The organism is Alteromonas genovensis, assembly GCF_010500895.1.
Taxonomy (GTDB): Bacteria; Pseudomonadota; Gammaproteobacteria; order Enterobacterales; family Alteromonadaceae; genus Alteromonas; species Alteromonas genovensis.
In genome coordinates this window covers 267,221-292,614 of the sequence record NZ_JAAAWO010000002.1, presented here as the reverse complement: position 1 = coordinate 292,614, position 25,394 = coordinate 267,221, and the positions used below count along the sequence as shown (strand labels likewise).

General features: G+C 45.1%; 25 protein-coding genes. 6 read left to right on the top strand and 19 right to left on the bottom strand.

The features are described from left to right. Window positions 1-20: 20 nt before the first annotated feature. The 19 genes from flhB to GTQ48_RS03970 form a co-directional block, all read right to left on the bottom strand. Window positions 21-1,145, bottom strand: coding sequence for a flagellar biosynthesis protein FlhB (gene flhB / locus GTQ48_RS04060; RefSeq protein ID WP_163105287.1), 1,125 nt, complete (start codon window positions 1,143-1,145; stop codon window positions 21-23). 32 nt (window positions 1,146-1,177) lie between these two features. After that, window positions 1,178-1,957, bottom strand: coding sequence for a flagellar biosynthetic protein FliR (fliR, locus tag GTQ48_RS04055; protein ID WP_163105286.1), 780 nt, complete (start codon window positions 1,955-1,957; stop codon window positions 1,178-1,180). A 94-nt stretch (window positions 1,958-2,051) separates the two neighbouring features. After that, window positions 2,052-2,321, bottom strand: coding sequence for a flagellar biosynthesis protein FliQ (gene fliQ, locus GTQ48_RS04050; RefSeq protein WP_163105285.1), 270 nt, complete (start codon window positions 2,319-2,321; stop codon window positions 2,052-2,054). An 8-nt stretch (window positions 2,322-2,329) separates the two neighbouring features. Further along, window positions 2,330-3,088: a flagellar type III secretion system pore protein FliP gene (fliP, locus tag GTQ48_RS04045; protein WP_163105284.1), complete on the bottom strand. Its 759-nt coding sequence runs from the start codon at window positions 3,086-3,088 to the stop codon at window positions 2,330-2,332. 4 nt (window positions 3,089-3,092) lie between these two features. Further along, entirely contained in the window at window positions 3,093-3,527 is a 435-nt protein-coding gene (gene fliO, locus GTQ48_RS04040; protein WP_163105283.1) for a flagellar biosynthetic protein FliO, read from the bottom strand. Between the two features lie 28 nt (window positions 3,528-3,555). Next, window positions 3,556-3,963: a flagellar motor switch protein FliN gene (gene fliN / locus GTQ48_RS04035; RefSeq protein WP_163105282.1), complete on the bottom strand. Its 408-nt coding sequence runs from the start codon at window positions 3,961-3,963 to the stop codon at window positions 3,556-3,558. Between the two features lie 16 nt (window positions 3,964-3,979). Next, window positions 3,980-5,041 (bottom strand): flagellar motor switch protein FliM, encoded by a 1,062-nt coding sequence (gene fliM, locus GTQ48_RS04030; RefSeq protein WP_163105281.1) that lies wholly within the window; start codon window positions 5,039-5,041, stop codon window positions 3,980-3,982. 39 nt (window positions 5,042-5,080) lie between these two features. After that, the gene (gene fliL, locus GTQ48_RS04025) at window positions 5,081-5,617 is read right to left on the bottom strand and encodes a flagellar basal body-associated protein FliL (protein WP_163105280.1); all 537 of its coding nucleotides are present in this window, start codon (window positions 5,615-5,617) and stop codon (window positions 5,081-5,083) included. A 186-nt stretch (window positions 5,618-5,803) separates the two neighbouring features. Next, on the bottom strand, window positions 5,804-7,996 hold the full coding sequence (locus tag GTQ48_RS04020; protein WP_163105279.1) for a flagellar hook-length control protein FliK: 2,193 nt from the start codon (window positions 7,994-7,996) through the stop codon (window positions 5,804-5,806). A gap of 360 nt (window positions 7,997-8,356) precedes the next feature. Continuing rightward, complete coding sequence (gene fliJ, locus GTQ48_RS04015) at window positions 8,357-8,803, bottom strand: flagellar export protein FliJ (RefSeq protein ID WP_032094405.1); 447 nt, start codon at window positions 8,801-8,803, stop codon at window positions 8,357-8,359. Next, complete coding sequence (gene fliI, locus GTQ48_RS04010) at window positions 8,803-10,131, bottom strand: flagellar protein export ATPase FliI (protein ID WP_163105278.1); 1,329 nt, start codon at window positions 10,129-10,131, stop codon at window positions 8,803-8,805. The genes fliJ and fliI overlap by 1 nt, the downstream gene beginning before the upstream one ends. Further along, window positions 10,124-10,906, bottom strand: a complete 783-nt coding sequence (gene fliH / locus GTQ48_RS04005) for a flagellar assembly protein FliH (protein WP_163105277.1) — start codon at window positions 10,904-10,906, stop codon at window positions 10,124-10,126. The genes fliI and fliH overlap by 8 nt, the downstream gene beginning before the upstream one ends. Before the next feature lie 61 nt (window positions 10,907-10,967). Continuing rightward, the gene (fliG, locus tag GTQ48_RS04000) at window positions 10,968-12,008 is read right to left on the bottom strand and encodes a flagellar motor switch protein FliG (RefSeq protein WP_032094402.1); all 1,041 of its coding nucleotides are present in this window, start codon (window positions 12,006-12,008) and stop codon (window positions 10,968-10,970) included. A 12-nt stretch (window positions 12,009-12,020) separates the two neighbouring features. After that, window positions 12,021-13,718 carry a flagellar basal-body MS-ring/collar protein FliF gene (fliF, locus tag GTQ48_RS03995; RefSeq protein WP_163105276.1) on the bottom strand — a complete coding sequence of 566 codons (1,698 nt, stop codon included), beginning with the start codon at window positions 13,716-13,718 and terminating at the stop codon, window positions 12,021-12,023. Window positions 13,719-13,730: 12 nt separating this feature from the next. Then, the gene (gene fliE, locus GTQ48_RS03990) at window positions 13,731-14,078 is read right to left on the bottom strand and encodes a flagellar hook-basal body complex protein FliE (RefSeq protein WP_163105275.1); all 348 of its coding nucleotides are present in this window, start codon (window positions 14,076-14,078) and stop codon (window positions 13,731-13,733) included. A 268-nt stretch (window positions 14,079-14,346) separates the two neighbouring features. Next, a complete protein-coding gene (locus tag GTQ48_RS03985) occupies window positions 14,347-15,690 on the bottom strand; it encodes a sigma-54-dependent transcriptional regulator (RefSeq protein ID WP_163105274.1) in 1,344 nt (447 codons plus the stop codon). An 18-nt stretch (window positions 15,691-15,708) separates the two neighbouring features. Next, window positions 15,709-16,848, bottom strand: coding sequence for a sensor histidine kinase (locus tag GTQ48_RS03980; RefSeq protein WP_163105273.1), 1,140 nt, complete (start codon window positions 16,846-16,848; stop codon window positions 15,709-15,711). A 137-nt stretch (window positions 16,849-16,985) separates the two neighbouring features. Next, window positions 16,986-18,461, bottom strand: coding sequence for a sigma-54 dependent transcriptional regulator (locus GTQ48_RS03975; RefSeq protein ID WP_163105272.1), 1,476 nt, complete (start codon window positions 18,459-18,461; stop codon window positions 16,986-16,988). Window positions 18,462-18,644: 183 nt separating this feature from the next. Beyond that, window positions 18,645-19,442 (bottom strand): flagellin, encoded by a 798-nt coding sequence (locus GTQ48_RS03970; RefSeq protein WP_163105271.1) that lies wholly within the window; start codon window positions 19,440-19,442, stop codon window positions 18,645-18,647. Window positions 19,443-19,773: 331 nt separating this feature from the next. Here GTQ48_RS03970 and pseB point away from each other — a divergent pair, with 331 nt between their 5' ends. The 6 genes from pseB (at window position 19,774) to pseH (ending at window position 25,393) form a co-directional block, all read left to right on the top strand. Beyond that, window positions 19,774-20,775, top strand: a complete 1,002-nt coding sequence (gene pseB, locus GTQ48_RS03965; protein ID WP_163105270.1) for a UDP-N-acetylglucosamine 4,6-dehydratase (inverting) — start codon at window positions 19,774-19,776, stop codon at window positions 20,773-20,775. Continuing rightward, window positions 20,772-21,941, top strand: a complete 1,170-nt coding sequence (pseC, locus tag GTQ48_RS03960) for a UDP-4-amino-4,6-dideoxy-N-acetyl-beta-L-altrosamine transaminase (RefSeq protein ID WP_163105269.1) — start codon at window positions 20,772-20,774, stop codon at window positions 21,939-21,941. Before pseB ends, pseC begins: the two co-directional genes overlap by 4 nt. 61 nt (window positions 21,942-22,002) lie before the next feature. Continuing rightward, window positions 22,003-22,704, top strand: coding sequence for a pseudaminic acid cytidylyltransferase (pseF, locus tag GTQ48_RS03955; protein WP_163105268.1), 702 nt, complete (start codon window positions 22,003-22,005; stop codon window positions 22,702-22,704). A 1-nt stretch (window position 22,705) separates the two neighbouring features. Then, window positions 22,706-23,767 carry a UDP-2,4-diacetamido-2,4,6-trideoxy-beta-L-altropyranose hydrolase gene (gene pseG, locus GTQ48_RS03950; RefSeq protein WP_163105267.1) on the top strand — a complete coding sequence of 354 codons (1,062 nt, stop codon included), beginning with the start codon at window positions 22,706-22,708 and terminating at the stop codon, window positions 23,765-23,767. Then, window positions 23,754-24,803, top strand: a complete 1,050-nt coding sequence (gene pseI, locus GTQ48_RS03945; RefSeq protein WP_163105266.1) for a pseudaminic acid synthase — start codon at window positions 23,754-23,756, stop codon at window positions 24,801-24,803. Before pseG ends, pseI begins: the two co-directional genes overlap by 14 nt. Before the next feature lie 2 nt (window positions 24,804-24,805). Then, the gene (pseH, locus tag GTQ48_RS03940) at window positions 24,806-25,393 is read left to right on the top strand and encodes a UDP-4-amino-4,6-dideoxy-N-acetyl-beta-L-altrosamine N-acetyltransferase (protein ID WP_163105265.1); all 588 of its coding nucleotides are present in this window, start codon (window positions 24,806-24,808) and stop codon (window positions 25,391-25,393) included. Window position 25,394 lies beyond the last annotated feature (1 nt).

Genomic DNA, 25,394 nt, shown 5'->3' with positions numbered 1-25,394 from the left:
TTTATCAAATAAAACACGCTCTAGCGACGATATTCTGGAGGTATGGGTAAGTCTCGTTTTAAAGGCTTAGGACGCTTACCCTTTCCAGCTCTATGCGCTTTTAGTTGGTAGACGTGGGCCAGCACCTGAGCCACAGCCATAAACAATGCGTTAGGTACTTCATCGTCAACTTCTGTTGAGTAAAAAATAGCGCGGGCTAACATAGGCGATGGGATAAGCGGCACGTCATTGGCCGTGGCGATTTTTCGTATGTGCATGGCGAGCTCATCAGCCCCTTTAGCAATAACAACGGGAGCGCGGTTGCCATTATCGTCATATTTTATTGCCACCGAAAAATGGGTGGGGTTAGTGACAACCACATCAGCATTGGGCACTTCTTGCATCATCCGCTTGGAGGCTGCCTGATATTGTAAACGGCGTATACGCCCTTTCACCATAGGGTCGCCTTCTGCGTTCTTGCGCTCGTCTTTGACCTCTTGCTTGGTCATTTTCATCTCTTCGTTGTGCTTATACATTTGATAAGGCACATCAATAAGCGCAATAGGGATCATGCCACATACAAGAAGTAGAAATGCCCATTTAAGCATATCAAGGGCGTGGAAAATGTTGCCAGGATACAGCTCCATATCCAGATGCAGAGCTTCGTCCTGAAAGAATAGCAGTGCGGCAATCGCCATGCCGATTATGGTGATAACCTTAGCGATTGACTTAAGTAACTCCACCAAGCCATTAGTGCCAAACATGCGCTTAAAGCCTTGAATTGGGCTTATTTTGGAGGCTTTTGGTTTTGCACCGCTCCATGTAAAGTTATAGCCGCCTAAAGCAATTGAACCATAGATACCGGCAATCATAGCCACAACCATATACAAAAGTACAGGCCCGCTAATAGTAGTAAATGCGTCACCCCACGCAGCTAACATATGCGTGGTGTCGTAGGTTTCGTCACGAGACAAAATAAACATGCGGCGAGTGAGTGTGAAAACCGATTCAGCAATCCAACTTCCCACAAACAAGAACATGACGGCACTGATAATAAGCACCAACGTGGTGGATAACTCACGGGATCGCGCAATCTGCCCTTTTTTTCGGGCATCCTCGAGCTTTTTCCCCGTGGGGTCTTCTGTTTTTTCTGCTGAATCTGACATCTATTCTCTCAAATCAACATAATTTCTAAAATCTAAGAACATATTCGCAACAGCTCGCACATATATTGCTCAGCGCGCATCCACTGCGTTTCAAAGTGCGCCGTAAAGTTACCTAGGGTTATCCAGATGATAAGTAACCCCATCATCTGCGCTATAGAAAAACCAATACTGAAAATATTTAACTGGGGGGCCGCTTTCGTCATAACACCAAAGGCAAGGTTAACCACCAGCAATGAGACGATAGGTGCTAGCGACAAGGTAATGGCAGATACAAACATCCAACCGCCCCAATGAGCAATGCCTTTAAACTGCTCTCCCGTCCACCATGCCTCACCAATTGGAAAGGCCTCAAAGCTCATCACGATCATTTGAATCATGGACAAATGTCCATCGAGGGTCCAGAACAATAAGGTCGCTAAAATAAGATAAAACTGGCCAACCGCGGGGACATTAATTCCGTTCACAGGGTCTACGATAGACGCAAAACCTAAACCTGTCTGCATGGCGATTATCTGACCGGCTAAAACGAAGGTGTTTAACACCATCATTGAAATAAAACCAATGGCAATACCTATAAGCAGCTGTTGAACAATGATCAAAAAAGTACCAGCGCTCACCAAATTATCCACTGGAGAAGGGGGCACCATGGGCATGATAATCAACGCAAGCAAAATACCAAGTAGCGCCCTTACCTGTGGAGGAATAGATTTAGCGCTGAGGCCAATCATCGCGATAAACATTCCGCTTATTCGCATAAACGGCAACATTAAATCGGCCAAGAATTGGTTTATTGTCGCTAAATCAACTTCCACTAGAGACCCCAGCTTCTTATTTCACTCACCTTTTTACCCCACATATATTTCTACTCAACAAACCTGTTCAGCCAACATCGTCTTCTGCCCCATTTTAGCCAACGACTTGGGGGATCATTTCAACCATATGAAAGGTGAAATCCATTAGCTGTTGAACAAGCCAATTACCGCCCCAGCTTAGCGCGAGAAGCGTAATCAACAAGCGAGGCAAAAAACTCATGGTTTGCTCGTTAATAGAGGTCGCGGCTTGGAATACAGCAACCACTAAACCAACAATCAGGCTAGGTACGATAACCGCAGACACAAGCATGATAACCATGAACATGGCTTCTTTGAGTATTTCAACAAAGACTTCTGGTGACATAAGTCCTCCTAGACGCCCATACCAAAGCTAGTGGCTAAGGTACCAAAAATAAGATTCCATCCATCAACTAAGACAAAGAGCATTAATTTAAACGGCAGTGACACTATCATGGGGGAGAGCATCATCATCCCCATTGCCATTAAAATTGAGGCCACCACTAAATCGATAATGAGAAAGGGAATGAACAGCATAAAGCCAATCTGAAAAGCCGTTTTAAGCTCACTGGTGACAAATGCTGGGATCAATATGGTGAGCGGCACCTCATTGGTGTCGGCGTACTTATCTTCATCACCCGCTATGCGAACAAAGGTTTCTAAATCTTTTACCCGTGTTTGCGAAAGCATAAACGCCCGCATGGGGCCTTTTGCTTGCTCTAGCGCATCAAGACTGGTCATCTCTTCATTTAAATATGGCTGAAGCGCGCGCTCATTAACCTCTTCAAATACAGGTGCCATAATAAACATAGACAAAAACAGGCTCACGCCTATGAGAATCTGGTTAGAGGGCGACTGCTGTAAACCAATGGCTTGGCGCAAAATAGATAACACCACAATAATGCGAGTAAAAGACGTCATCATCATGATAAATGCAGGAATAAGGCTGAGCGCTGTCATAATAAACAGCGCTTGCAGGGTCATTGTATAGTCTTGAGAGCCATCTTCATTGGTTACCACGGTAACCGCCGATATGCCCTGCTGCGCGTACACAGGCTCTGTAAACAATGCTAACGACACCAAAGCTAAAAATAGAAACGCAAGATTTCGCATTGTTTTAGTTATCCTTTTGCTTAGTATTGGCCTGCGGATTTAGTTTACCCGCCATCGCAGCCACCAGCTTTTGTTTAAATGCGTCTTGGCTACTTCCGGCTCCGTTATTTCGGGCCTTGCCCTTCACCGGCACATCTAAATTTTTATCCAGTTTACTTAAGTGGGAAATATTATGGCTAGTAACACCAATAAGGTGCTGCTCGTCGCCCACCTGTATCACCATTATTTTTTCTTTAGTGCCGGCCACCATGCTTGCCACCACCTTCAGGTGGTTGCTGCCCATGGCAGTGACATTAAACCGACGCATGATGTAAGCAAGCGCAAAAATAACGCCAACAACAACCAGTAACGAAAGGAAAATTGACAGTACAGATGTGGGATTGGTGATTGACTGAGTGGTTTGCGCGTTGGCAACGTGGCTAATGAAAAGGGGCAGCATTGCGCAACCCCTTACTATGTAAGAAGTTTTATCTAAGCTTCTTGATTCTCTCAATTTGACTAATAACATCCGTTAATCGAATACCGAATTTGTCGTTAACTACTACTACTTCACCATGAGCAATCAACGTGCCATTTACTAATACATCTAGTGGCTCACCGGCTACGCGATCCAGTTCCACCACAGAACCCTGGTTCAACTGTAGCAGATTTCGAATACTAATTTGACTACGGCCTACTTCCATAGAAATAGTAACCGGAATATCTAAAATAGTATCTAGCTTCTTTTTCTCTTCCTGAGTAATTGGCGCATCATCGGTTAATTCATCTAATTCGGCAACCTGAACGTCTTCGTTCTCGCCGCCTTCTTGGTCTGCTTCTGAATCAGCCTGTTCAGCCATGGCTGCAGCCCAATCGTCCATACCGTCTTCACTCATGGGAACTCCCCTTACCTTACAGGTCTTCTTCGAGTACTTGTAGCTCGGCATCATTATCAATAATGCGCCCGCCACGGGTTAATAATTGCAGCTCAGACTTCACAGAAGTCGGTCTTGCGATTTTCTCTACAATTTTTAAAGCTAAGTTATCTCTTGAGCGGCCAAGTTTAGCTCTAAATGTGGGTAAATCTTCGATGAGTACCGTGATAGTTTCAGGCATTTCAACGGGAATAATATCGCCCGACTTAAACTCCATCACGTCTCTCAGCGGCACATCTACATCAAGCATGTGCGTGGTTAACGCCACTTTGACGTCCATAATTTCGTCGCGAAGTGCTTTGCTCCAGCGAAGATCCGTATCTTCTTTGTCGCTCTGTACACCCGCATCGAGCAACTCTCGGATAGGCTCTAGCATCGAGTATGGCAATGATACGTGGAAATCACCACCGCCACCGTCAAGCTCTATATGAAACGAACTTATCACCACCACTTCAGTGGGGCTCACGATGTTGGCCATAGCAGGGTTAACTTCTGAATCTAAATATTCAAAAGAAACGTCCATTACCGGCGCCCATGCCTCTTTATAATCTTCAAATATTATTTTGAGCAACATTTGAATGATACGACGCTCGGTAGGCGTAAATTCCCTACCCTCAATTTTTGCATGATAGCGTCCGTCTCCACCAAAGAAGTTATCGACAAGTATAAATACAAGTCGCGCTTCCATAGTAATAAGGCCAGTACCTTTTAAGGGACGAAAACGCACCATATTCAAACTGGTTGGAACAAACAAGGTGTGAATGTATTCGCCGAACTTAATCATTTGAATACCGTTGATAGACACTTCAGCAGAGCGACGCATCATGTTGAAGAGGCTTACTCGCATATGGCGAGCAAAACGCTCATTCACAATCTCAAGGGTTGGCATGCGCCCACGAACAATGCGATCTTGTGAGGAAAAGTCATATTCGAGCGTCGAAGCGCCAGATTCAGCATCGCTGCTAACCTCTTCTTCTTCCACATCATCCACGCCGTGTAATAGGGCGTCGATCTCATCTTGTGATAATAAATCGCTCACAGTGTTCTACCCGTTATCGCATGCACAATATGCATACTGCTACTGCATCACAAAGCCAGTGAATAACACTCGCTCCACTACGTTGCTACCTATATCGTTCTCTTCCAACGCTCTTTTAACTTCGCTGACAGCCTGTTCACGAAGTTCTATCTTGCCTGCTTCAGTCACTAGGTCTTCAGCATTTGACATACTAAACGTTTGTAACAACGTACCTTCAATTAAAGGAATATGTGTTTTTACAAGCTCTTCGTTGTCAGAACCACGTACTAACAGCTGTACTTTGATTTGTACTAGGCGGTCACGCCCTCCGCCGGGGACATTAAACACAAAGGGTCTTGGCATAGCCACATAAAGTGCCGTTCCAATTTCTGCACCGCCACCTTGTGTTGCTGGCGCTGCAGCAGCTGCGGCCTCTGTTTCAGGGAGTTGTTCTGCTGCAGGTTCATCACTGCCTGCAAAAAGGAAAAAGTAAGCACCGGCCGCACCGCCAATAACTACGACAGCAATAATGATGATAAGCATCAATTTGCTTTTCTTTTTTCCGCCTTCTTCTACCTGTAACTCTTCATCTGCCATGGAAATCTCTTCTATATCTCATTTAGTACCACAAAGCCTGTATTATCAGACTTCAGGTAAAAATCGCAATGCTGCCTTAGTCAAAATTTGCAGATATTTGCTGATATACACTGTTTGGGCTCAACTGTTCAGTCAAACGCCAGCAGCATTAAACTGACTTTGCTCAAAAAGCGTCTTGCGAAAAAGCTAAGCGTAATAATCAATACCGCCTTTTGCTTCTCTTGTGACCGCTTGTTCAATCACTCGAGTGTCGTCATCAAACTCAGCGTCATTATTTCCACGCTGCCCCTGACCATTTCCACTTTCACCTGCAAGTTGCTGACCACTTTCACCATTTTGTGAGTTATCTTTTCTTACTTGAGCATCGCCAAGCTCGATACCTTGTTCAGATAACATGTCTCTGAGCTTTGGCATAGTGTCGGCAAGGGCGTCTTTAGCCTGCTGAGATTGCACGATAAAGCTAACGCTAGCCGCATCGCCCTGTACATTTACACGCACCTGCATACTGCCCAATTCTGGCGGGTCTAAACGAATCTCTGCCATTGTATTTCTGGCGTTAACCATCCAGCGGATTTTTTCGTTCAGCTGCTGTTGCCCTTCTGGCTTATGAATATTAACGGCTTTATCAAAGCCCTCAAACTGCATTTGCGGTTTAGAGCCCTCTGACCGCAACTGGCTATTCTCAATAATCGTTGTATCAACTTGCGCTAATTGATTCTGCACGACTTGATGGATACTGTTTTGGGCGTTATTCATCAACTGCATAAACTGCCCGGCTTGGGCATCGACTCTTGAATTAAGAGCGGCCGATACGTCACTGGTAAGTGATGCTTCTTTGGCAGCGTCGGCAACAATTGCTGATAAGTCGATGCCAGGCTGATGGCCCTGTTCAACCTGCTTTTGAAACTCGTTAATGCCCGCAATAATATTTGCTTTCACCGCCTGTTGCTGCTGACTATTTGGCACAAGGGCAACCATGCGTTCGGCAAAAGCTTCTGTCGCCTTTTGCGCTGTTTCAGGCGGTAACTTATTAATTGCCATTAAAAGAGACTCATCGCTTAAGGTAGCTGCCTCTGAGCTCGCCACAGAGTTGTCTCCACCTTTATTGAGGATTGACGTAGCGCTTGGTGAATTAGCATTTTCCCCATTACTGGCTGCTGCGGATGACACTATTTTTGCAGAAGCGTCTTGCTGGGCAGCGGTAAGTAGACTCTGCTCGGCCTCTGAAGCAATTAGGTTTGAAATGCTGGGATTTGAAACATCTTGATTTGAAGCATCGATATCAGAAACTGCTGCCGTGTTTGATGCAGATAACTGTTGGAGTGTGACAGCGTCTTGGCTCTTTGCTCCTGCGTCAGTCAGTTCTTTATGCAACTTGTCTGTATTGGCGTCTGTTTGCACTGTGGCAGTTTCACCTGCATTTGCTGTAGATAGCGCCTTACTTAGCCTGTCGGATGCTGTTGGAAGTGCATCTTGAGCGAGACTGAGTAAAAACGCTTTTTGAGCACTCTCTTCACTGCTAATCTCTTTCGAGATAGCGTCTTCTAAGATTGCGTTTTCTGAGTCACCTTGTAGTCCTTCTGATGACTCTGAGCCTGTTAGCGCTGCAAGCAACTCACTCAATGTATCTGTGCCTTTACCTTCTCCCGCACCCTCGCTCTGTGCACTATCTTTCGTGTCTGCATGTTCGACTTGTTTATTAAGCAAGTTACTAAGCTCACTTAATTTATCAGCCAGAGTTTGATTAGAAGCGACATCGTCCCCTTCCATAGACTGTAACTGAGACATTAATTCAGAAGCTGCATCAGCAATGGCGCTGCTCTCGTCTCCCTCGGTATTGATAGACTGAGTACTGCTATCGTTGATAGCCTGTCCCAATGCGCTTTTAGTGATGACTTCAACGAGTGCTATCCAATCGGGTTCACCAGCCTCTTCATTTGCAATCTGACCATTGGTAAGCGCTTCGTTACCGTCAGCGCCTATTGTATATTCTTTTTCAGTAACGGTTACCGATGCATTGACAGGAGATTTTCCGTTATCAAAATCAAGCCCTCTGTGACTGCTATCTTTCAACATTGAGTCATTATTTGACTGTTTATTCGCGTTTTCGGGGCCTTTAGCGTTTGTGCCCTTGTTGCTCAATTCAGCCCGTTCTGCTCGGGTATCACTTTCGCGAAACGCATTGTCGGCGCTGCGGACGTTTTCATTTAATACGAAGTCACGGCCTGGAGCCTTTGCCTCTTGGTAAAGACTGTTAAAAGCGTCGGTATTTTGTCCTTTAGCTTGACTGTCTAGGCCTGTCCCCACCGCTTTTGCTGTGGAAGTTGCCGAGAAGGGCAATGCGGCAATGTCTGTTTTATTTGCGGCAACTTGTTGCATGATTTTCTACCGTCCTACACGTTCACCGGCAAAGCCAGTAATGTAAAAAGTTATATCGTTGTCTGTACGCAAATAAAAATGTAACTGCATGAAAGTTAAGATTTTTAAAAAAATCCTTTTTTATAAAAGAATTTTTAAACTTACAATTTGCGTTAACAACGATGTAAAAGCCTAATGGTCTTTTTTGCTTTCTTCGCCATGATTAGCGATGTCTAGCGATACCCAATAACAGAAAAAGCAATAAACGTACCGCAATAAACATTTCAAGCCATACGTTTCATTCCTATCTATATTCCAATGTAAATAATAGTGTCGTTAAAAGGAAGGTAATTGAAAAACGAGGGGGTTGGTAAAGAGGAGTTAGAAAACCGAACGCTTAGAGCGAATAAATCGCTGAGTGGCAAACTCATCCATCATAGCCTGCTCTGCTTTTGCCTCTTTTTGCTCTTTTGCTATACGCTTTTTATCAAGTAAAAGCGTGACCGCTTTTACTTTTTGCTGCTGTTTCAGCCACATTTGCTTGCGTTGGTCGGCGGCCACTTTCGCCTGACCAATAATGTGCATTTGCTGTTCGCATGCTTTATCGAGCTTTCCCACAAAAGAGAGGTGTTGCTGATAATAGGTGGCGGTAACACCAGACTGTCCGGTCTGTTGAATACCCTTGATATAATCAACGCGGTATTGCTCTAAACTAGAAAGCTTTTGCTTTTGCTGATTAACATTAAGCTGCGCCTGTTGGTAAAAACGCGCCTCTCGCTGTTCTTTTTCCTTTTCAAACTCGGCTAACCGCTCTAGTTGCTTCGACATTATCCTAATCCTTTCGCGAGCGCTGCCATACTCTCTAGGCTCTCGTCATACGGTAAAACTTGATTCATTCCCTGCTGCAAAAACGCGTTTATAGCTGGCTCTGCTCTAATGGCTAAGTCGATACGCGGGTCTGAGCCTTTTGCATATGCACCAATTGAGATAAGATCTTGGTTTTGTTTGTATTGGGAATAGACTTGGCGAATACGCCGTGCCATCAATTGATGCTCTTCACTCACCACTTGCGGCATTACTCGACTAATGGACGATTCAATATCAATAGCGGGATAATGGCCACTGTCTGCCAATGTACGAGATAGCACCACATGGCCATCGAGGATAGCTCTTGCCGCATCTGCTACCGGGTCTTGTAAGTCATCGCCTTCTGTTAACACCGTATAAAACGCCGTGATTGAACCCTGCTTTTCACTCCCGTTACCTGCACGCTCTACCAGTGCTGGCAACCGCGCGAACACCGAAGGTGGATACCCTCTTGTTGCAGGCGGCTCTCCCACGGCTAACGCTATTTCGCGCTGCGCCATGGCATAACGCGTGAGAGAATCGATTAAAAGCAGTACTTTCATTCCCTTGTCGCGAAAATACTCCGCAATAGTCACTGCAGTTTCACAGCCTTTTAGTCGCATTAACGGTGACGTATCTGCTGGCGCTGCGACTACCACTGCGCGCTGACGTTCTTCTTCTGTCAGGATGTCATGAATAAATTCTTTTACTTCTCGCCCACGCTCTCCTACGAGGCCAACAACAACAACGTCCGCTTCACAGCCTCTTGTCATCATTCCTAACAACACACTTTTGCCTACACCACTGCCGGCAAACAGTCCCATGCGTTGCCCCACTCCCACAGTATTAAGCGCATTAATGGCGCGAACGCCCACATCCATGGCAGCATTAATAGGTCGTCTTATAAGCGGGTTCATTGGAGGACGAGTAGTGGGGGCACGATGTTCAGCCTCAATTTCACCAAGGCCATCTAGTGGCTGGCCGTTGCCATCTACCACTCTGCCTAATAGCCCCATTCCCACGGGTAAACCGCCCTGTCGACTTAATGGCATCACTCTACTGCCAGGAACAATACCTCTTACCGCTTCGGTGGGCATTAAATACGTAATGTCATCGCCAAACCCGACTACTTCCGCTTCAATTTCGCCTTCAATGGTTTGCACCAGGCATTGGCTTCCAACGGGAAGTTGGCATCCAACCGCTTCCAAGGTTAAACCAATACCGCGAACCAGCTTACCCGCCGCAACGATTGGTACTGACGCCACCTGCTTAGTCAGCGACTCAAAGTGATTGTGCCATGGGCTAGTCATCGTTTAACCCCTGGTTTAAAAGAAAGCGTTCAATGACCTCTCGGCAACGCCTTTCAACAGAAACATCCACTGCGTTTTGCGCTGTCACGATGTCGCAGCCACCTCGCTCCATGTTAGGCGCGGCGATCAAATTCCACTTTTTCTTTTCCACTTCCTCTTCAGAGAAGTGCTCGTTCACAATAGTGATATCGTCAGGGTGTAAATGTATTTGGTATTCATTTTGATTGATGGGAAGCGCTTTTATACCCTCGCTGAGCGCCTGTATGATTACGCTTTTGTTGGTATCAATTTCAGTTTTAATGACGGCTTTGGCAAGGGTAACCGCCAGCTTTACTAGCTGGTCGCGGGTTTCATCGTTGGCCTGAGAGAGTGGGTCATGTAACTTATCAACGAGCATCTGCCACTGCTCAGTTTGCGTCGCTATTTGAGACTGCCCCTCTTCGAGGCCTTGGGCTAACCCTTCTGCGTGACCTTTTTCACGGCCCTCGTTAAATCCTTCCTCTAGGCCTTGTGCTTTTCCTTCTTCATAGCCGGCGGCCTTTCCATCGCTCATCCCCTCATCAAATGCTGCTTGACGAATAGTCTCAATTTCATCCGCGGTTGGCGGAGAAATTTCTTCTACTTCTTCAGGGGGCTCATACTTCCAGTCTGAGCGACGGTTTAAGGCGTTAGTCGTGCCGTCATTCTTTTTAGCACTGGCATCTTCTACAAATGGCAGGTCCCATTTCTTAGCATCGCTTACTTCGCTTTCACTAAAACCTTTGTTCGTAGACATCATTTTTCCCAGTATTTGAAGGCAACAGCATTTAAAGGCAAATCATTATTTAAAGACACTATTACAAGAACTCTTCGCCGCCACCGCCGCCAAGCATAATTTCACCAGAGTCAGAAAGTCGACGGGCCACTGAAAGAATTTCTTTCTGCGCCACTTCAACTTCCGAAATACGCACTGGACCAAGCGCCTCAAGGTCATCGTTAAGCATTTCGGCCGCACGTTTTGACATATTGCGCATGATCTTGTCTTTAAGCTCTTCATCCGCACCTTTAATTGATTTGAGTAGGGCGTCTTGCTGCACTTCTCGAAGAATAGCCTGAATGCCTTTGTCGTCAACATCAATGAGATTGTCGAAGACAAACATGAGATCTTGAATTTGCTGACTCATTTCTTCGTCTTGCTCGCGAATTGCATCCATCAACTGCCCCTCAATGGAGGTATCTAGGTAGTTCATGATATTGGCAGCAGACTTCAAGCCGCCCATTTTCGCGGCTTGTGTTCCAGCTTGACCCGCGAACTGTTTCTCCATAATTTCGTTGAGCTCTTGCAGTGCTGCTGGCTGTACTTCTTCAAGATTAGCAATACGCATAAGGAGGTCTAGCCGTACCTTCTCTGGGAACTGGGCCAAAATCTCAGCACTTTGTTCCGGCTCTAAATAAGACAATACAATAGTTTGTATCTGCGGGTGCTCGTTTCGAATGATGCTGGCCACCTGCTTGGAATCCATCCATTTAAGTGAATCGAGGCCTTTCGCACCGCTTCCCATAAGTATTTGGTCAATAAGATTGGCGGCCTTGTCCTCACCAAGAGCAGCAGTAAGTGCTCGCTTAACAAAGTCTTGGCTTTGAAACCCGATGGTGCTGTAGTTTTGAATCTCTTCAATGAAATGCTTGTGCACCGCTGTGATTTTGGTTTGTGTCATATCATCGACTTTCGCCATCTCACTGCCGAGCTTTTGTACCTGCTTTGGCTCTAAGTGTTTAAGTATTTGCGCGGCATCTTCTTCAGACAAGCTCAAAAGCAATATTGCTGCCTTTTCAACGCCTTCTAATTTACTGACGTCGTAGGACTGGTCTTCAACGTTGGCAAGTTCTTCAGCCATAATATTTTCTCACTACTCGTCTTGCATCAACCAGCCCTTCACAACTTGGGCTGACAATTCTGGTTCATTTGCAACTAGGGCGCGCACGGCTTTTAATACATCTTCGTCTTTGTGTAAGTCAGGTAGCATAAGCGACCCATCTGCTGCAAAGCCAACTTGACCCTCGTCGAAATCTGTCGACAGCATGCTAATGGTATCGTCGCCTAAATCTAAGCCTTCATCAGCATCGAAATCGTCAACTTCTTTCGTTTCGTCTGGATTAATCAAGCGACGTAACATTGGGCGGATGACAAAGATGATAAGCACTATTATAACCAATCCACCGATGATGAGCTTGATTATAGGTAGAAGCTCTGGATCTTTCCAAAATGGAATATCTTCGACTTCTCCCGTATCCATACGCATAAATGGCACGCTAACCACTTCAAGAGAGTCTCCCCGCGTAACATCAAAGCCTACGCCACCTTGCAACAGTCGGCGTATATTGAGTATTTCTTCTTGTTTGCGAGGTGATGGCGTCATGGTACCGTCTTCTCCCGCTACTTGCATGTAGTCTACTGCCACAGAAACACTTAACCTCCGGATTACGCCCGATTGTTTTTTAGTGTGGCTGATTGTGGTGTCCAGTTCATAGTTTCGTGTTGATTCTTTTGCCGTACGCCCTGGCATAGTTTGTTGACTTGCCGCACCTGTAGCATTTTCAGGAATGTTAGAGTCTAGAGGGGGCTGATTGGAAAGCGCACCTGGAATACCGCCTACACCGCCGCCAACGCTGTTTTCTTCCATAATCATCTCACTTCGTACAGCGGGTAAATCTGGATTGTAGCTACGCTGAGTTTGCTCCATTGCGGTAAAGTCCATCGATACATCTGCTTGGGCAGTATAATTGCCGATGCCCAATACTGGGATAAGTATGGCATCAATTTTTTCTAAATACTCCTGCTCACGCTGGCGCTCAATTTCATACTCTTTTCGAGCTCGTGCACTCAATGAATCTTGCGAGCCTGAATTGAGTAAACGTCCGTTGCTGTCGGTGACTGTTACTTTTGATGGGTCGAGGTTTTGTACCGCTGATGCAACAATATCCACCACTGCGTCAACTTCCTCACCAGTAATGACTGAGCCTCGCTTAGCGGTTAGTACTACCGTAGCCGACGCTTTTTTCTCTCTTCGCGCAAATACATTTTCTTTCGGCATAGCCAGCAAAACACGTACTTTTTGAATACTCGACATATCCTGAATGGTTGATGCAATCTGCTGCTCGCGAGCATGCTTAAGACGCTCCATTTCAACCCGCTGACTGACACCGAACCCCATGTCTTGCATGATGATGTCTGTGCCGGTCTCAGTAGGATTATTGAGACCTTGTCGCGTCATGCCTAGGCGGATGGTTTGAAACTCATCGGTTCTCACGTAAACCGTATTGCCTTCAAGCTTATAATCAATTTGGTTGGCGTCCATGTAATCAAGGGTTTCAATTAACTCTTGAGTTTCCATTTTGGCTAGTGGCCGATAATCTGCCTCTTGCGACCAAATAAGAATAAAAATAGCGATAGCCACACAGATAACTAACACAACGACCAATGCCATTTGACGCATCATGTCGGCGCTGCCTATGGTGTCCATAAAGCCCGATTTATTTTCCGGCTCGCTATCCATTCCATTCCCTTGATCGGGGATAGATAAATTTGTGCCTGTTGCCTCAGCCATAACCTACTCCACCTACACCGGCATATTCATGATTGTTTTGTAAGCTTCAAGTACTTTATTGCGTACCTGAACCGTTGCCTCAAACGCAATGCCCGACTTTTCTTTTGCCAGCATAACTTCAGCAAGGCTAAGGTTGGCATCGCCCATCTCAAAGCGCTGCTGCATGGATTTAGCTTCGTGCTGAATGTTATTTACACCATCGACAGCGTGCTTGAGCATAGAGGAAAAATCACTTGCAGAGGTGTTTATCTCGTTAGTAGGTTGCAGCCCATTTGAGGGTTGTAGCTCGTTAACTGGAAGACGAGTCTGCCCAATCATACTTTGCATTTCTTGGTACAAGCTGTTGGCTTTAACGTCCATAACCACTCCTAAGTATCGATGAATTGTGACGGCTATCGGTCACATTTTTATTATATAAGGAAGGTTTTGCAAAGGGCTTGCCAAGTTTTTAAATTAATTTAAAGCCCATTAAATCAAAAACTTACAAAAATAAAACTTAAGAAGCCAAAATAATGACGTAGTGTGGGAGAGAGCAATGACTATTGCCAACAAAAAACCGCCTCCAAAAATGTCATTAATGGCGACGGTATTTTTGTTCGTCTTTTTTGTAAAAGAGTCCTGAGTAACGTTAGGCTGGCACTTCGATACCATCATCGCGCATGCGAGCCAATTTATAGCGGAGTGTACGAGGACTGATGCCCAGTTTCTCCGCCACGTCTTTTCGTTTGCCATTACACGAGGCTAATGTATCCAGAATAATTTGGTGCTCTTGATACCGCAACTCTGAGCCTAGGTAGCTATCTTCATTCGCTTCTGGCGCAATAGCCGTATCCGCAGCAAGGGATACGCTTTCATCTATCATTAAATCACTAGAATCTATCTCACCGTCTTCACATAAGATAAGCGCTCGCTGCACAACGTTCTCAAGCTCACGGACATTTCCTGGCCACTGATATTGAGATAGTTTACTGCGCCCTGCCGCACTCAACCTAATATTGCCCAGCCCTTGCTGGCTTGCGTGGCGGGTAATAAGATGTTCAGCCAACGGTACAATATCACCGGGACGCTCAGATAGCGGACGCCATTCAATGGGAAAAACATTTAATCGGTAGTATAAATCTTCTCTGAATTCGCCATTATCAACAGCCTTACGTAAGTCTCGGTTACTCGTTGCAATAACTCTCACATTCAGTTTTACTGTTTTTCGTGCACCCAACCTTTCCACTTCGCGCTCTTGCAAAACCCGTAGCAGCTTGGCTTGAAGCGCTAGGTCCATCTCTGTAATTTCATCGAGTAGCAAGGTGCCATTTTGCGCTTGCTCAAACTTGCCAGGACATGCTTGAACCGCACCAGTAAATGCACCTTTTTCATAACCAAATAAGGTGGCCTCTAGCATGTTTTCTGGGATAGCCGCGCAATTAATGGCCACAAATGGCGATTCACTGCGATTTGATTGGTCGTGTATATAACGAGAAATAACTTCTTTACCCGAGCCACTTGGTCCTAACACCATGACGGTTGCTTCTGACTTTGCCACTTTACGAGAAAGCTCTAGTAGCTTAATACTCGATGGGTCGGCAACGATTGGCGTTCGCGACTCTATTTTTTGCGCAGGTGCATATCGGCCTACTAGGTTTAACAACACCTCTGGTGCAAATGGCTTTGATAAGTAATCAGTTGCACCGTCTCGCATGGCTTGCACTGCATCATCAATGGTTGCGTAGGCTGTCATCAACAGTACCGGCATGCTTGGGTATTTAGCTTTAATGCTCTTTAGCAGCGTAAGCCCACTCATTTCACCCATTTGAATATCGCTCACCACCAGATCTATCTTTTTGGCCGACAGGACCATGAGAGCTGACTCAGCGCAATCTGCATCAATGACGTCATAGTCACCAAGCAGCAAGGTATCAAAGAGTGCTTCGCGCAAACCTGCGTCATCTTCAACAATCAAAATAGTAGTTTTAGACATTGGTATTCTCCTATGAGTTTACGCGACGTTAGTCAGCATATTGTCGGTGTTACACGGCAAGCTAACACTGAAACATGCGCCACCATTTTCTGCATCACCGACATTTAACACGCCGTCATGTGCATTAATAACCGACTTAACAACCGCTAATCCAAGACCAGTGCCATGAGTTTTAGTGGTGAAAAAGGGTTCGAAAATTTTCGATTTGATGGCGTTTGGCACGCCAGTGCCACTGTCTGTTACCTCAATCACTAAAGTGCCATTGTTGAGATTTGCTTCTACGACTACCTCAAAGCCCTTAGGAGTCACCTGACTTGCATTGTGTATGAGGTTGAGTAACGCACCTTGAAGTGCCGTTAAATTACCCGTGATCGACGCCGTACTGTCGAAACCTTTGAATGTAAGGGTTTGTTGCTCTTGTGACGTCATGGCGTGAGCGTTTGACTCTATAGATTCAAACAGCTCGGATAAGGTAATTTGGCTAACGACTTGTTGCTCCCCTGATTTTGCAAACAGCAACATATCATTCACTTGGTTCTCTAGTTCTTTGAGGCGATCGGTAAGCTTGTAGGCAAACTGTTGCGAGGCATTTTCAGGCAAATTTTTACGTGTAAGGTTAGATGCATACAGCACCGCCGCTGATAGCGGAGTTCTTATTTGATGCGCTAATGACGCAACCATCTTTCCTAAGGAAGACAGACGCTGCATGTGACTGACCCGGGCTTGAAGCTCTCTGGTTTCAGTTAAATCAGTGATGACAATAAGTTGGCCTGGTTCATTTTCCAGAGGCGTTATTGACAGCTTAACTCTGCGTCCATCTACCAGTGATACTTCATGTCCATCATCGGCTCTTGGCTTAAAAGAGCGCGTGATAATACGTCGCCAAATCTCTTCTTCAAGGGGTTCGCCGAGTAATGCTTTTGCTTGGTCATTGGCTTGGCGCACTATGCCTTTGCCGTCGAGGACGATAACGCCAGCGGGCATAACTTGTAGTAAATGCTCTAGGCGACTTGCTTGAAGTCTCAGCGAGGCCACTTCTTCAGAAGAAGGCGTTTGATTTATTGAAAAGTCGGCTAGGTTATCGTTGCTTTTCGAGCCATGAAAAACAAAACTAGAAGCAGCGTATTCAAAAATTGTTTGTGAGCCGTCGTAAGCCATATAACCCTCGTCAAATTGCAGACGTTAACGAAATATGGCTTAACTAAAGCAGAAGGCGTGCCAGTTTTATTTTACTATAAAAATCAAAAAGTTGACTCTGTTTTTTGCGTCAGAAAAAATACGTCAAATACCTGACGTTAGGCATCCTCAGTACGCTGAATATCGTATTTGCGCATTTTCTCCACGAGTGTGGTTCTGCGCATTCCTAACTTATCCGCGGCACGAGCGACTACCCACTCTTGGCTCTCTAAGGCTTGGCGAATAAGGTTTACTTCGAGTTCCGATAGGTATTCTTTGAGGTTGACACCCTCTTCCGGCAGTGTAGAGGAAATAAAACTGTCCTGTGCAGTCTCAGAAGATTCTCCTTGCTCGAGCTCTTGCTCTTCTAGGCGCTCTTGCGCTGCTGATTCAGCAAACAGGCTATTGAACGCTTCACGTTCGAGTATCTCTTCAGGGTAATCTGGCTCGTAGGCGACAGCGTCACCGTATTGATATTTCTCGGGGAGATCGCTTATATCCACAATGTGCCCAGGATATAAAATGGTGAGCCGCTCTACTAAGTTGGAGAGCTCTCGCACATTACCAGCCCATTCATGCTCCATAAGCGATGCAATGGCTCTTTCTGTAAAGCGAACCCCATCAACACCGTCGCCTTGTATTCGACTGTTGATCTCTTGCAGTAAAAGCGGGATGTCGTCTTTTCGTTGACGAAGGGCCGGGCTATCGATAGGAAAAACATTGAGACGATAATATAAATCTTCACGAAATTTATCTTGGCTTATCATCGTCTCTAAATCACGGTGCGTAGCGGCAACAATGCGAACATTACACTTAAGCGGCTTAGTACCACCAACGCGCTCAAATGTTTTTTCTTGCAGCACACGAAGTAATTTCACCTGCATTTGTAACGGCATATCCCCTATCTCATCAAGAAATAAGGTGCCGCCTTCGGCTAATTCAAAACGACCTTTTCTGGCACTAATCGCACCGGTGAATGCGCCTTTTTCATGCCCAAAGAGTTCACTTTCAAGAAGCTCTCCAGGGATAGCACCGCAGTTTACCGGAATAAAGGGGCCATCTTTACGCTCAGAAAAGAAATGGACATTTCGTGCAACCACTTCTTTACCCGTACCAGATTCACCGAGTATGAGTACTGTAGCATCAGTAGGAGCCACCTGCTCCACCAAACGCCGTACAATTTGAATTTGATCGCTCTTCCCCACCAAGCTTCTAAAGAGCCGGGTTTTCGTGCCTGAAGATTTCGACAAATTAGGTTTTCGACGGGAGTACTCTTGGCAACGGTGAATAGCTTGAGTCAATACCGGGTAAGTAAGAGGCGTACTGATAACGCTTACCAAGTTGCAGTTTACGTTAGCTTCGCCTTCGTTTTGTACAAGGGCGACAAAAGGAATATGGGGGTATTTCGTGACTAGTTTATTAACAATGGCTGCTGATGTATGTTCAATAAGTACAGCGTCAGCGCCGGAAGAAGACAGGTAAGTATCGCAGTCAGTGAGACCTCGCGACAAACACGACTCTCCCATGAAGGTTACGATCGTTTCTAAATTTTGAATGAGTTCCTGATTATCACTAACCAGCAATATGTCCTTCATCTATTCCCCAATGACGCTTTGTTATTATTTATAGTGTAGCGCATAAGCAAATTGTAACGGTAAAAGTTAACTCTGCAACCGATGTTTGCGGAAATATAGCAATAAAAAAAGCAGGTTACCCTGCTTCTTTTGGTTAATTTGTAGAAAATAACGCTGTTAGCGTTACTTAAAATGCAGCATCGATTAATTAAGCAGTGCTAATACCTGGCCTTGCTGCTGATTAGCCTGTGCCTGCACGGAGAGTGCAGCTTGTGATTGAACATCGTTCGATGCGCGCTGCGAGGCCGCCTGAGCAAAATCAAGATCTTGAATTCTGCTGCGGGCATCAGCCGTATTTACATTTGCTTGTGTGAGCGTTCTTGCTGCACTTTCAAATCGGTTCTGTGTTGCACCAAGGTCGCCTCTAGCACCACCAATTATTTCAAGCGCAGAATCGGCTGCCGATAAAGCATCGTTTACGCTAGTGCCCGATGTGATATCGATATTAAGTACACCACCTAGTTGCGCAGCAATATCTTGCGTTTGCACACTGATAGATTGTTCAGAATTTGCACCAGCCTGAAAATTTAACGAACCGTTATCAGATAACAGAGGCTTGCCAGCGAAATTTGTCTGCTCGATGGTTTGCGATATATTTTCTTGAAGCTGAGTAATTTCAGACTGGATAGAACGGCGGTCACCTGCGCTTAAAATGCCATTGCCTGACTGAATCGTGAGTTCGCGTATTCTGTCGACATCGGAATTGATGCTACCTAATCCGCCCTCTGCCACCTGTGCAACTGAGATACCGTCGTACACGTTATTGACAGCTTGGCGATTGCCTTCAATTTCGGAAGTTAGGCGGTCGATGATTTGTTGGGCAGACGCATCATCCAGTGCATTATTCACCTTTTTGCCAGAGGCAAGTTTCTCGAAAAGATTGTTTTGCTTTTCTTGAACCTGCCCAATTAGCGAGGATGGGCCACTGTTGTCTATTTGCATAATTCCGCCTATCAAAAAAATCTTACCGTTATTATAGCACAGTACTGCTCAACATCTAACCAACCACGTCTTATAACCATCACCAATGGGTATTAAAGTTCTGTGCAGGATATGTAGTTTAATACTCAACAATACCTTCATAGTGAGAAATGAACTTCATGAACGAAGTTAAGGATAGGTGCTGCTCTACATTACATAGTTTATTTACGAGCAGGCGAGCTCGCTAAAGTATAAAAATTCGTGTGTATTTCACATAAAAACTAATGGTTTATGGCATTAGCGCCGACACATGATATATTTATTTCATAATCATAAAAACAGCGGCAGATATATGTTCGATGGGAAATCAATACTGATAACTGGTGGGACGGGGTCTTTTGGCCACAAATATACAGAGATTCTGTTAGCTAAATACAAACCGAAGCGTTTGATTATCTATTCTCGTGACGAACTAAAACAGTTCGAAATGCAGCAAAAGTTTAATGCTAACTGCATGCGCTATTTTATTGGTGATGTTCGCGACAAAGACCGTTTAACGCGTGCTATGCAGGGCGTTGATTATGTTATTCACGCGGCCGCCATGAAGCAGGTTCCAGCCGCTGAGTATAATCCAACTGAATGCATTCGCACCAATATAGACGGTGCTGAAAACGTAATAAATGCGGCCATTGATAATGGCGTAAGCAAAGTGATTGCCCTATCCACCGACAAGGCCGCTAACCCTGTTAATCTTTACGGTGCTACCAAGCTTGCCTCTGACAAGTTATTTGTGGCAGCGAATAATATGGTAGGCGCAAGAAAACCCCGTTTCTCAGTTGTTCGATACGGCAATGTCGTTAACTCTCGAGGTTCCGTGGTTCCCTTTTTTAATACTCTAATAGAAGAAGGTACAGACCATATTCCTGTCACACACCAAGACATGACTCGGTTTTGGATAACTCTTCAGCAAGGTGTCGATTTTGTATTGAAAAATTTCGAACGTATGCTGGGGGGGGAAATTTTCGTTCCCAAAATTCCATCGATCAGGATCACAGACTTAGCCAAAGCAATGGCACCAGATATACCGATTAAAATAGTGGGTATTCGCCCCGGCGAAAAATTACACGAGATGATGTGTCCTGGTGATATGGCTTTTCACACCTATGAGTTTGATGATCATTTCGTTATTGCACCTGCTATAAAATTCTTTCACCGCAGTAATGATTTCACCAGCAATGCGCTAGATGAAAAAGGCAAGCCAGTGGACGAAGGATTCGAGTATGTTTCAGATACGAATCCGCACTTTCTTTCTGTAGATGAGATTTGTTCATTCAATGAGGAAGCGAAGAAGTGATACCGTATGGTCGTCAGCACATTGACGATACCGATATTGAGGCAGTGGTAGAAGCGCTGAAATCAGATTGGCTTACGCAAGGGCCTCGCGTACCTGCGTTTGAAAGTGCACTGGCTTGCCACGTTGGTGCGAAATTTGGTATTGCAGTTAACAGTGCTACTTCAGCACTCCACATTGCATGTCTTGCACTAGAAGTAGGCACTGGCGATATTGTTTGGACGTCGCCGAATTCTTTTGTGGCTTCTGCAAACTGTGCCCTTTACTGCAACGCCTCTGTCGACTTTGTTGATATCAACATTGATACGGGAAACATGTGTGTTGACGCGTTAGCCATTAAATTGGCCAATGCAGCCGAACACAATTGCCTTCCAAAAGTGGTTATCCCGGTACACTTTGCCGGACAACCCTGTGACATGAAACAAATTGCCACACTTGCAGAGCAATACAAGTTTAAGATTATTGAGGATGCATCTCATGCTGTAGGCGCGAAATATTTCGAAAGCGCCGTTGGTAGCTGCAATTACTCCGACATTTGTGTTTTTAGTTTTCACCCTGTGAAAATCATAACGACAATGGAAGGCGGAATGGCAATGACCAATCAGCAGTCTCTCGCCGACAAAATGCGTCTATTTAGGAGTCATGGTGTCACAAACGCAGCTTCGGCTATGCGTAATCCAGCGCACGGGCCTTGGTACTATGAGCAGGTTGAGCTAGGCTTTAACTACAGAATGAATGATATTGAAGCCGCACTTGGCTGCAGCCAAGTTAAAAAACTGGACGACTTTATCGTTAAGAGGAATAAAATAGCCGAACAGTACAATGAACGATTCTTTGAAAGCGACTTCATTACGCCACTTACGATAAGCGATGGTTGCTACAGTAGTTTCCATTTATATGTGGTGCGCATTGCAAACTTAACTCAACATCAGCAACGCGAGCTCGTCGAGACAATGAGGGATAAAGGTATATTTGCTCATTTGCATTATATTCCTATTCATACTCAACCTTATTATGCTGAGCTCGGTCACAAGCTTGGCGACTACCCTAATTCAGAGCGGTATTACCGCGAGGCAATAACACTTCCCATCTTTCCAAATTTAACGACTTCACAAATAAATTTTATTGCCGATACGTTAATAACTCTAGTCGATTCTTTGAAAAGGTAACGGGTAGTTGTAAGTTAATACGCAGGCAGGCTATTCACTTACTTTACTAGCCAAGAATGATATGAATATAGCTATCATTCCCGCACGGGGCGGGAGCAAACGTATACCTCGAAAAAACATTAAGTCATTTTGCGGAAAACCCATCATCGCTTACTCCATAGAGGCAGCCAAGAATAGTCATGCTATCGACCGCGTTTTTGTCTCTACTGATGACCATGAAATTGCTGACGTTGCTAGAGCACATGGCGCTGAAGTCCCCTTTTTACGCGATGCATCACTCTCAGACGATTCGACAGGTACAACGCCAGTCGTGCGCCAAGCGTTATCTACATTGGTAGAGCAAGGACTTACAATCGAGGCCTGTGTCTGTATTTACGCCACAGCCCCTTTTCTATCAGCTGAAATCATTGATAGGTCCATTGAAAAGCTACTGAAAGAGAAAGCTGAGTTTGTTTTCACTGCAAATCAATTTTCATTTCCCATTCAAAGAGCGCTTTTAGAAGGGGAACGCGGAGAAGTAAGCCCTTTCTCTAGAGCAGATATCGGCAAACGTTCACAGGATTTAGCCGAAACCTTTCACGATGCTGGCCAGCTGTATACCGCTTTGAGTAACACTTGGCTTACTCCATCAGCGCGTGTTTTTTCTAATCACTCTAGAATGATTAAGCTTCCCAGTCATCTAGTTCAAGATATCGATACAATACACGACTGGAAACGCGCAGAGGTTATGTTTAAAGTTCTTCAAGAAATGGGAGAATGCTAGCTTGCGTTTAGCCATTCGAGTAGATGCGTCCTCAGACATTGGCTCAGGGCATGCTGTACGCTGTGTTACTCTAGCCAAAGCACTACAACAAGCCTTGAAAGCTGACAATATTTTATTGAAAGTCGATGTTGTAATCACGCGCGGCGCTGACATGTTAAACGATGCATTTAAGGCCGCGGGCTTTAGCGTTATTTATGTTAATGACATACATTGCGATGTCAGTCACATTAAAGCGGATATTTGGATTGTCGACCACTATCAGCTTGATGCGGAATTTGAGACCCCCTTGGTAAAAAGTGGTGCGCTTGTAGTGGTGATTGACGACCTTGCTAATCGACAGCACAATTGTCACCTCCTTATTGACGCAAACCTAACGAACAATGCCGAACATCGTTACAACACATTAGTCACACAGAATTGTGTTCAGCTAATTGGCCCAAAGTATGCGCTGTTGAGGGAGGAGTTCTACCACGTACAAAAGAAGATGGTACCGAGAACCTCTAATCATATACTCATTTGCTTTGGTGGTAGCGACCCCACTAACACAACGTCTATGGCCCTTGAGGCGTTGAAAGAAGTTAAAGACTTACCGCTTACCGCCGATGTGGTGATAGGCGCAGGGAACACTCATAAGCAAATTATCATCGAGCAGGTGCAACTCCTTGATAAGGTAACGCTTCATATTGATAGCCCAAACATGGCCGAATTAATGTGTAAAGCAAGTGTCATGATCGGCGCTGGAGGCAGTATGCACTGGGAACGGTGTATATGCGATTTGCCTGGGCTTATTATTACTATCGCGGATAACCAAAGAGAGGCCACACAGTGCTTGGCTTCACGCTACGCCTGTGAATATATTGGTCATGTAACGTCAGTTAACCGTGAAGTTATCGCTGCAGCGTTACGAAACTACTTCGTCAAAAATGGAGCTGAGACAGCAACCCAAAAGCGTCTTAACAAAATTGTACCGCTAGATGGCGGAGCAGCATCAGTCAGCAAAGAAATTATTTATTTGATAAACACAAAGAAAGACGAAAGAGGTTTTACCATTGAAGAACATTAAAATTGATCGTTTCAATGTAGGCGATGGGTTTCCTCCTTTCATTATTGCCGAACTTTCCGGAAACCATAATCAAGACTTAGCGCTAGCGCTAAAAATGGTGGACGCTGCGGCTGAAGCAGGTGTGCATGCGCTAAAGTTACAGACGTACACGGCAGATACAATGACTATCGACGTGTCTGAAGGTGAGTTTTATATCGATGATGAAAACAGCCTGTGGAACGGCAGCTCTTTGTATCAGCTTTACCAAAAAGCATATACCCCTTGGGAGTGGCACAGCGCTATTTTCAGTAGGGCCAAGGAACACGGTATGGTGGCTTTTAGTACGCCTTTTGACGGGACAGCTGTGGACTTTTTAGAAACTCTCGATGTGCCTTGTTATAAGGTTGCTTCATTTGAAAATACTGATCACACACTGCTCGCTAAAGTAGCTAAAACGGGCAAACCCGTAATAGTCTCTACTGGAATGGCGAGCCTGGTTGAGATAGCCGAAGCTGTGAACACACTCGAACAAAACGGCTGCACAGATTACGTATTACTAAAATGCACTAGCCAGTACCCTGCCGATCCAGTTAATGCAAACCTTGCAACGATTAACCACATGAAACAGATGTTTAATTGCCATGTAGGATTATCGGATCATACAAAAGGGATTGGCGTGGCCGTGGCTGCAACTGCACTTGGTGCAACAGTCATAGAAAAACATTTTGTAATTGATAGAAATGCTGGGGGCGTAGATGCTGCTTTCTCACTTGAGCCCGATGAATTTAAGTCTCTGGTGGATGAGACTGGGCGCGCAGCTATTGCCGTTGGAAGCGTGAATTATGGCTGTACATCATCTGAATTAGCCTCTCGCACTCATCGCCGTTCTCTTTATATATGTGAAGACTTGGCAGAAGGTGAGCTATTAACTGTATCAAGCTTACGCGCTATTCGCCCCGGAATGGGTTTGGCGGTAAAACATTTACCAACGCTTTTAGGAAGACCAGTAACCAAAGCTGTCACTAAAGGAACGCCAATGTCATGGGACTTGGTTTAACGATGGCATCATATTCACCTAAAAGTCGCTTCTCCCTATTGTCTCACAATGAGTTAGAGACCGTGCTTAATTGGCGCAATAAACCACATATACGCCAAAACATGCACCATCAAGAAACAATAACTTGGACACAGCACAGTCAATGGTATGAGGCACTAACAAATGATGACAGCCGCCTCTTTTTTGTTTTCTATCAGAATGATAGACCTATTGGAGTACTCAATTTTTCTCAGTACCCTTCAGTGCCTGATACTTTCGAATGGGGGTGTTATATTGGTGAAGACAACGCTTGGCCGGGCTCAGGACTTTTGTTGGAAATTGCTGCTTTACAATTTGCTTTGGAAATTGAGTCTGCAAATGCGCTTTACGCAGAAGTTTTATCGTTCAACAAGAGCGTCATCAAGCTTCACACGCTTTTTCAATATATGCCGCTAGAAGATGGCCCATCGTTTGTCCGTGATGAAGAAGAGCATTGCGTAAAGCGCTTTAAATACAAAAGAGAACAGTGGCAACACAATAAGGCCATTGTATTAAATCGTTTACCAAAGCAAATTTGCGCAGCTGCGCGCAACATTGAATTTGAAGTATAAA

Excerpts from the sequence above, each read along its gene's own strand:
- flhB (WP_163105287.1), bottom strand. The coding sequence starts at position 1,145 with ATGTCAGATTCAGCAGAAAAAACAGAAGACCCCACGGGGAAAAAGCTC.
- fliQ (WP_163105285.1), bottom strand. The coding sequence starts at position 2,321 with ATGTCACCAGAAGTCTTTGTTGAAATACTCAAAGAAGCCATGTTCATG.
- fliP (WP_163105284.1), bottom strand. The coding sequence starts at position 3,088 with ATGCGAAATCTTGCGTTTCTATTTTTAGCTTTGGTGTCGTTAGCATTG.
- fliO (WP_163105283.1), bottom strand. The coding sequence starts at position 3,527 with ATGCTGCCCCTTTTCATTAGCCACGTTGCCAACGCGCAAACCACTCAG.
- fliN (WP_163105282.1), bottom strand. The coding sequence starts at position 3,963 with ATGAGTGAAGACGGTATGGACGATTGGGCTGCAGCCATGGCTGAACAG.
- fliL (WP_163105280.1), bottom strand. The coding sequence starts at position 5,617 with ATGGCAGATGAAGAGTTACAGGTAGAAGAAGGCGGAAAAAAGAAAAGC.
- GTQ48_RS04020 (WP_163105279.1), bottom strand. The coding sequence starts at position 7,996 with ATGCAACAAGTTGCCGCAAATAAAACAGACATTGCCGCATTGCCCTTC.
- fliJ (WP_032094405.1), bottom strand. The coding sequence starts at position 8,803 with ATGTCGAAGCAACTAGAGCGGTTAGCCGAGTTTGAAAAGGAAAAAGAA.
- fliI (WP_163105278.1), bottom strand. The coding sequence starts at position 10,131 with ATGACTAGCCCATGGCACAATCACTTTGAGTCGCTGACTAAGCAGGTG.
- fliH (WP_163105277.1), bottom strand. The coding sequence starts at position 10,906 with ATGTCTACGAACAAAGGTTTTAGTGAAAGCGAAGTAAGCGATGCTAAG.
- fliG (WP_032094402.1), bottom strand. The coding sequence starts at position 12,008 with ATGGCTGAAGAACTTGCCAACGTTGAAGACCAGTCCTACGACGTCAGT.
- fliF (WP_163105276.1), bottom strand. The coding sequence starts at position 13,718 with ATGGCTGAGGCAACAGGCACAAATTTATCTATCCCCGATCAAGGGAAT.
- fliE (WP_163105275.1), bottom strand. The coding sequence starts at position 14,078 with ATGGACGTTAAAGCCAACAGCTTGTACCAAGAAATGCAAAGTATGATT.
- GTQ48_RS03985 (WP_163105274.1), bottom strand. The coding sequence starts at position 15,690 with ATGTCTAAAACTACTATTTTGATTGTTGAAGATGACGCAGGTTTGCGC.
- GTQ48_RS03980 (WP_163105273.1), bottom strand. The coding sequence starts at position 16,848 with ATGGCTTACGACGGCTCACAAACAATTTTTGAATACGCTGCTTCTAGT.
- GTQ48_RS03975 (WP_163105272.1), bottom strand. The coding sequence starts at position 18,461 with ATGAAGGACATATTGCTGGTTAGTGATAATCAGGAACTCATTCAAAAT.
- GTQ48_RS03970 (WP_163105271.1), bottom strand. The coding sequence starts at position 19,442 with ATGCAAATAGACAACAGTGGCCCATCCTCGCTAATTGGGCAGGTTCAA.
- pseB (WP_163105270.1), top strand. The coding sequence starts at position 19,774 with ATGTTCGATGGGAAATCAATACTGATAACTGGTGGGACGGGGTCTTTT.
- pseF (WP_163105268.1), top strand. The coding sequence starts at position 22,003 with ATGAATATAGCTATCATTCCCGCACGGGGCGGGAGCAAACGTATACCT.
- pseH (WP_163105265.1), top strand. The coding sequence starts at position 24,806 with ATGGCATCATATTCACCTAAAAGTCGCTTCTCCCTATTGTCTCACAAT.